The sequence below is a fragment of the Blautia sp. HA3515 genome, assembly GCF_059933065.1.
The window spans coordinates 1-5,214 of sequence record NZ_JAYFUY010000005.1 but is presented as its reverse complement, the minus strand read 5'-3'; the positions used below and the strand labels follow the sequence as shown (position 1 = coordinate 5,214).

Below are 5,214 nucleotides of genomic sequence, written 5' to 3'. Positions count from 1 at the left end.
ATAGGGGTCTCCAAAACCTTTGGTGGGAGTTCGATTCTCTCATCCCCTGTTTCCTTGTGCGTCGGAAACCTTGATTTTACTGGGTTTCTGGCGTTTTTCATTTTGTGGGATTTTCTAACGATGTCACCTATGATGTCAACTAGGAATGATTCCTGTTTTTCAAAAAGATATGACCTGTTCGATTTGTTTTTTATTCTTTTCTATTGATTTATTGCTGAAATAATAATAGCGTCGTGTGCAGGATATATCAGTATGTCCCATCTGAGCTGCAACAAATGCGTCCGACATTTGTTCGCTGTCAATCAGCATTGTACCGTATGTTTTTCGTATCTTGTGCATAGTCCTGTGTGGTATATCCAGTTTTTTACAGATACTCGAAAGTCGTTTATTGAATGTGTTTCCACGGATTCTTTTTCCATTATGTTCAAATAAATATCTTCCGTTTGGGTTGAGCTTCATAGCAGCCTGTACTGTCTTAATCGCCTTCGGGGGAATAATTAAATTCCTGCATCCAGCGGATGTTTTGGGATGATCTTTTACAGTTACAAGCCAGCGACCACTTTCGTCACGGTACTTTACTTCGGTACGTCTGATCTTGATTTCACAGTCCCCTATATCATTTGGTGAAAGTGCAGCAAGTTCGCCAACTCTCATACCTGTTTCAAATACCAGAAGAATGCCAAGATTATATATGTCTGGATGTTCTTTAAGGTACTTGATAATCACAGGCAGTTCGTCCTCCATAAAAACTTCCTTTTCCCTCTCAATAACTTTCTTCTGAAACATATTTCTTGGGAGATCAAGGTCTTTCATAAATTGCGAAATGCTGATGGTTGTGTATTTCTTTTTCTTTCCGTATCTAAAAATCCCATACAGCAGGGTTCTAAGACCTGCATAGGATTTTCGACTGAGATTGAAGTCACGGATTGAAACTTTAATAAAAGCTTCCAGGTCATCTTCGTTGATATTTTTGAAACGCTTTACTGATAATACATTCGGTTTCGTTTCAAAGAATCTTTTATAATCGTTTATGTAACGATCATAAGAAGCCCTCTGGATTTCATTATATTCCAGTTTTTGGTTAATCCATTCATAGAATACATCTTTCAGATAAATTTCCTGCATCTTATCCTTATAGTATTCTACAATTAAATCTTCAATCTCTTTTCGTGTCCGCCGTCTCCTATATTGACGTTTTCCGTCTATACTCGGAAAATAAGTTGAATAATAGTTGGCGGCTTTAGTGATATTATAGGGATGCTGTGCTAAAATCTCTTGTCTTTCCATTTCTTCTATTTGTTTCAGCGTTGCACCTATATCTATGATATCATTCTTGATCGCAAAATCCAAGAGTTCTTTTTCGTTAAACTCCATTTGCTTTCAGATTGCGATTCCTTTGACATCTAGTGTTATGATTCATGTTATGGCTCCTATTCTTTTGGTATTGTAGAGTTTTACCCCTCTCCCAATGATATAAAAATATTTAGGTTGTGTTCATATAAACTTCTTTCACAGTCCAAACGTATGGACTGGCTACCTTTGTTATAGTTTTTGCTGATTTTTTTATGTAGCTTATGGAAATGGTGCATCAACAGCGGGACTAAATTCATTGCTGTTTGCTCCATCTTCTTCTAATACGTTTGCTTCTTCATACATCATGTTTCTTTTTATCTGTAGTATCTGAAAATCTATATTATATCACGATATACTGGTTTCTGTTCTGGGTGTTCCTTTAAAAAAGATTTTAATTCCCTTAGTTTTTGAATGTGTCTCTTAACGGAAACAGGAGTAGGTGAAAGATTAATTTTTTCAGGGAAAATATCTTTTCGTGTTTGTTGTTTTGTGTCTGCCATGTGTCTACTACCAGCTGGTCGGATAGACTTTTGATTTTCCGGTTCAAAAATAGAAAAATCTATATTACATGGCATCGTGTTACCTTTTTCCTTACTTAATTCCATGTATATGATTTCTTGTCCAGCATCTGGTATCTTTACCTTTGACATATAAGCAATCTGTCCTAGATACTTTCTGTAAATTCGAGTTAAATCTTCATAAGCAATATTGAATACACGTTCTATTGGTTTATCAACATTCTGACTTGCTAGATAACGGTGTTGATTTGGCAAAACTCGGCATAAATCCTTAGTAACATATTTCGTTATGTAAGAACTGGCTCTTGATGGGTCACGAATAACGGTTGCAGTAGAAAATCCGTATTTCCATAATGGAATATTGTAAATCTTAGTTGCAAAAGGTTTTTGCACATAATCATAAATGTATTTTCCAATACAAACTTTACCAGAAAAATCCAAAGACATTTTGCCAATATTTGCAAACAATCCATGAAAGTGCCATTTGCGTTTGTCCTTGTGAAGTTCTGGAACTATGATATATTTTAGGTCTGGGGCATACCGCTTTTTTAAATTGTTTGTCCAAATATTCAACTTTTGAGAAATAAGATTGAAATCTGTACTGTCCAGCTTTTGGAGATCTATAGTGAGAGTAATAAAGTAGTCCCATCTATTAGCCCTTGAGAGCATATATATCTGGTTAATTGTTCTGTTTACAGATGATTCTATACTATGCTCAATCTGTTTTTGGGTTCTTTCTTTTGATTTTGATATTTGTTTTTGCTCTGGAAAAGTTATTTTATTGGAGACCGTGACAGGACGCTTGTAAGTGCGGACTTGTACGGAATCCACGTATTCGATTGTTTTGACATTGTAATTCACTTTTCTCTTTCTCCATCGACTGAAAAGTGTTGCTATTGTCAAGTAAGCAACACAAAACAACTTTTAGTTTCCCTGGTTCATATTCATTTTTTGTCTTTTCTTTTTAAATGTTGGGATAGGCATTTTCCCTATCCCAACAGAAAGGTTAAACTTAGTCCATACGTATGGACTGCTTATCATTTAATCCTGGACAAAACCATCAACTTTCCATTCACTGTATCGTCCGTTACGGACTTCAAATTGTCCCGTCAGCTGATAATGTTTACCAGGTTCAAACAGATCATAGACATCTTTATCTACTACTTTCAGCTTTTCAACATCATCCCCGGACATTACAACAACACGATATGTAATCCCAGCTCTGCCCTCAATGGTGTATGGTGTTGCATTTTTTGTTATTAAAGTTACAAAATTGTTTGCTGTTGTGAAAATCTTCATTTTTTGTTCTTCCTTTCTTGTAGCTCCACTCTGTTTTACTTTACAATTATCAGTCGTATGCAAGTTCTAAAACAAAGCGGATTTTTTTCTTTGCAAAATTGTTATCATGTTTCATATCGTTAAAAGCATTTTCATATGCTGTACGATTTTGGATTAATTCATCGAAACTGTTACAGATGGCAAGTGTTGTTCTTCCTGCTTCCAGTTCTGGAACGGGCATACAGTCATTAATATCCTGAATGCCAATTTTCTCTGCATCTTCCCCATTTGCATCAATGATACTTTCACCATCTTCATCAGTTTCAATGACAGAAGATGCCTTACCAAACTCAATTATCTGGCGTACTGACCAATCGGGCGTTACCTGTTCCAACTGTTCGGGGGTGAGGGAAGTCATGTTGACAAGTTGTGAACACTTAAAGGGCTTGTATTTTTCCTTTAAACCGATAGCTTTACCAGCCACGATTTCGCCGAATTTCTCAATTACTTTTATGTAGTTGTGTGTAGTTGCCTTTTTCAGTTCGTAGACATCCAGTGCAAACTCTGCAATATTTTTATAGTTTTCAATGCGGTAGTATTCACCATGGTGAATCTGCCATAGGGCACAGCCGATAGTAACATAAGCATCACTGGCTTTTGCCATGCCTTTGTCGATGTTTGCTTTTAAAGACTCAAAAGCTTTTTGGTCACGCTTACCGAACTTGATATCCTCTGCGTTTTCTAGATCCTCGGTAATTATAGCATTTGAAGTTTGGTTTTTCATAGAATTCCTCCTTCGTAAAAAATGTTTTTATTTTACATAGTTATTAAGTCCAAAATGCTTATAAAACTTAAGTTTCTGGGAATAAAACTATGTATTTCTTCATCAGCAATGGGTCTGCCAATAATGAATCCGACACTCAGAAATGGGTCTGGCTGCCATCCTTGTGGCTGCGCCACCATCTGTCAGCCAGCTCCATTTCTTCCAGTCGGTTAAGTTTAGCAGATTGCCTTAAAAAGCATTTTGCGTATAAACTGTTTAAGCTGAACCATATCAACCAGTGGGTATTTCACTTCCTTAAGCGGAAAACCATCTGCTAGAAGCAGACCTTCCCCTGGCTGGTATATGCGATTCTGGGGAATTTCCTCTCCTGAAAAAAGCATATTCAGCTGTTCTTTGTTCTGGCGCCCTAATGATAAATTAATCATATAGTTCAGCCGGGCACCATGAAACAGATCACTGGTTCCGGATTGTAACACACGTCCAGACACCATAGTTAAAGCTTCGGCTCAGCATAAGCATTTCGGCATTCATGCTTAAGTGAAAAAGCCATTTTACCCTTTGTAAGCTTGTCCTGGGACTGGTAATAGGATACAGCAGAGGCATACTCGTCAAAAACCATGAGATGCCGCTGCTCTTTATCCACAATTCCTTTCTGCCTTGTGGCTGTAAATTGCTGGTAAAACTCTTCCATGCCCTCATAGCATTCATTTCCAGCATAGTACAGTGGATAGCTCTTTAAGAACTGAAAATCTTCTGAGTTCTTAAAATCGCATACATAGACTATCGGTTTTATGCCACGAATATAGCTATCGAATATGAACTGTGATAATTCATATAAAATGCTATAAGACTTTCCTGAGCCTGAGCAGCCACAGATAAGTGCATGGGGATGACTCTCAAATGAATATTCAAGAGGATATTTCGCCCCAAAAGAATCCCATATCCCTTTATCGAATCCCCATTTCATCTCTTATCCTGCTCGGAAGCGTTTTCATCTTCCAATGGGATTTCAGGGACATCTTCGGTCATTGTACCTGAAGCTGAAGCGTTATCCTGGTCTTGCTTTTGATGCCATTGACGATACGCTTCGTTCCTGAGCTTTACAATTTGCGCTTCCCCCTGGGGATTGTAAGCAAATGCAATCTGTAAGACGTTATGCCCAAAATTGCAGGCGACAACATTTGAATAGACCCGATAAAGCCCATTCTCTGAAAAAAACACGGATGCCTTCTTCTCACAAATGTGCTGAATAAGATCAAGTAGCTCATAGGAGACTGGCAT

General features: G+C 37.5%; 7 protein-coding genes. All 7 read right to left on the bottom strand.

Annotated features, from left to right (window positions below):
- Window positions 1–159: 159 nt before the first annotated feature.
- Window positions 160–1,374, bottom strand: coding sequence for a tyrosine-type recombinase/integrase (locus tag R1Y93_RS00155; protein WP_500821172.1), 1,215 nt, complete (start codon window positions 1,372–1,374; stop codon window positions 160–162).
- Between the two features lie 314 nt (window positions 1,375–1,688).
- A complete protein-coding gene (locus R1Y93_RS00150; protein ID WP_500821171.1) occupies window positions 1,689–2,732 on the bottom strand; it encodes a rolling circle replication-associated protein in 1,044 nt (347 codons plus the stop codon).
- Window positions 2,733–2,912: 180 nt separating this feature from the next.
- Window positions 2,913–3,170: a hypothetical protein gene (locus tag R1Y93_RS00145; RefSeq protein ID WP_500821170.1), complete on the bottom strand. Its 258-nt coding sequence runs from the start codon at window positions 3,168–3,170 to the stop codon at window positions 2,913–2,915.
- 49 nt (window positions 3,171–3,219) lie between these two features.
- Window positions 3,220–3,933, bottom strand: a complete 714-nt coding sequence (locus R1Y93_RS00140) for a hypothetical protein (RefSeq protein WP_500821169.1) — start codon at window positions 3,931–3,933, stop codon at window positions 3,220–3,222.
- Between the two features lie 215 nt (window positions 3,934–4,148).
- On the bottom strand, window positions 4,149–4,409 hold the full coding sequence (locus tag R1Y93_RS00135) for a hypothetical protein (protein WP_500821168.1): 261 nt from the start codon (window positions 4,407–4,409) through the stop codon (window positions 4,149–4,151).
- A gap of 17 nt (window positions 4,410–4,426) precedes the next feature.
- The gene (locus tag R1Y93_RS00130; RefSeq protein WP_500821167.1) at window positions 4,427–4,900 is read right to left on the bottom strand and encodes a hypothetical protein; all 474 of its coding nucleotides are present in this window, start codon (window positions 4,898–4,900) and stop codon (window positions 4,427–4,429) included.
- Window positions 4,897–5,214, bottom strand: a 318-nt coding sequence (locus R1Y93_RS00125; RefSeq protein ID WP_500821166.1) for a hypothetical protein, incomplete at its 5' end; no start/stop codon positions are given. The genes R1Y93_RS00130 and R1Y93_RS00125, both read right to left, overlap by 4 nt.

Coding starts and splice junctions, on each gene's coding strand:
- R1Y93_RS00155 (WP_500821172.1), bottom strand. CDS start 1,374: ATGGAGTTTAACGAAAAAGAACTCTTGGATTTTGCGATCAAGAATGAT.
- R1Y93_RS00145 (WP_500821170.1), bottom strand. CDS start 3,170: ATGAAGATTTTCACAACAGCAAACAATTTTGTAACTTTAATAACAAAA.
- R1Y93_RS00140 (WP_500821169.1), bottom strand. CDS start 3,933: ATGAAAAACCAAACTTCAAATGCTATAATTACCGAGGATCTAGAAAAC.
- R1Y93_RS00130 (WP_500821167.1), bottom strand. CDS start 4,900: ATGAAATGGGGATTCGATAAAGGGATATGGGATTCTTTTGGGGCGAAA.